This window comes from Streptomyces sp. NPDC017993 (assembly GCF_044328065.1).
Taxonomy (GTDB): Bacteria; Actinomycetota; Actinomycetes; order Streptomycetales; family Streptomycetaceae; genus Streptomyces.
Genome location: NZ_JBIRGO010000058.1, coordinates 1,472 through 2,956, shown reverse-complemented (window position 1 = coordinate 2,956; position 1,485 = coordinate 1,472). Strand labels below are relative to the sequence as shown.

Annotated in this window: 1 rRNA gene (running past one end of the window); it reads right to left on the bottom strand. The window is 58.0% G+C overall.

From position 1 onward, the window contains the following. Positions 1–1,334, bottom strand: a 23S ribosomal RNA gene (locus ACH4FH_RS38800); it reaches 1,888 nt to the left of the window's first position. Positions 1,335–1,485: the final 151 nt, after the last annotated feature.

The window sequence follows — 1,485 nt, the reverse complement described above, 5'->3', positions numbered from 1 at the left end:
GCTGCTTCACCCGGCACACGACGCTCCCCTACCCATCACAGCCGGCGTTGGCCGTATTGCTGCAATGACACGACTTCGGCGGTGTGCTTGAGCCCCGCTACATTGTCGGCGCGGAATCACTTGACCAGTGAGCTATTACGCACTCTTTCAAGGATGGCTGCTTCTAAGCCAACCTCCTGGTTGTCTCTGCGACTCCACATCCTTTCCCACTTAGCACACGCTTAGGGGCCTTAGTCGATGCTCTGGGCTGTTTCCCTCTCGACCATGGAGCTTATCCCCCACAGTCTCACTGCCGCGCTCTCACTTACCGGCATTCGGAGTTTGGCTAAGGTCAGTAACCCGGTAGGGCCCATCGCCTATCCAGTGCTCTACCTCCGGCAAGAAACACACGACGCTGCACCTAAATGCATTTCGGGGAGAACCAGCTATCACGGAGTTTGATTGGCCTTTCACCCCTAACCACAGGTCATCCCCCAGGTTTTCAACCCTGGTGGGTTCGGTCCTCCACGAAGTCTTACCTCCGCTTCAACCTGCCCATGGCTAGATCACTCCGCTTCGGGTCTTGGGCACGCTACTCAACGCCCTATTCGGACTCGCTTTCGCTACGGCTTCCCCACACGGGTTAACCTCGCAACATACCGCAAACTCGCAGGCTCATTCTTCAAAAGGCACGCAGTCACGACGCACCGAGCAAGCTCGATGCGCGACGCTCCCACGGCTTGTAGGCACACGGTTTCAGGTACTATTTCACTCCGCTCCCGCGGTACTTTTCACCATTCCCTCACGGTACTATCCGCTATCGGTCACCAGGGAATATTTAGGCTTAACGGGTGGTCCCGCCAGATTCACACGGGATTTCTCGGGCCCCGTGCTACTTGGGTGTCTCTTAAACGAGCCGTTAATGTTTCAGCTACGGGGGTCTTACCCTCTACGCCGGGCCTTTCGCATGCCCTTCGCCTACACCAACGGTTTCTGACTCGTCTCATCGCCGGCAGACGATGAAAAAGAGATCCCACAACCCCAACCACGCAACCCCTGCCGGGTATCACACGTGACTGGTTTGGCCTCATCCGGTTTCGCTCGCCACTACTCCCGGAATCACGGTTGTTTTCTCTTCCTGCGGGTACTGAGATGTTTCACTTCCCCGCGTTCCCTCCACACTGCCTATGTGTTCAGCAGCGGGTGACAGCCCATGACGACTGCCGGGTTTCCCCATTCGGACACCCCCGGATCAAAGCTTGGTTGACAGCTCCCCGGGGCCTATCGTGGCCTCCCACGTCCTTCATCGGTTCCTGGTGCCAAGGCATCCACCGTGCGCCCTTAAAAACTTGGCCACAGATGCTCGCGTCCACTGTGCAGTTCTCAAGCAACGACCAGCCACCCATCACCCCGCCACACTCGGCGAGTTCACTGGGGCCGGCATCACGAAGGTCCAGACTCGAAAGTCCGTACCCTCAGATACCCAACAGCGTGCCCGGCCCACTC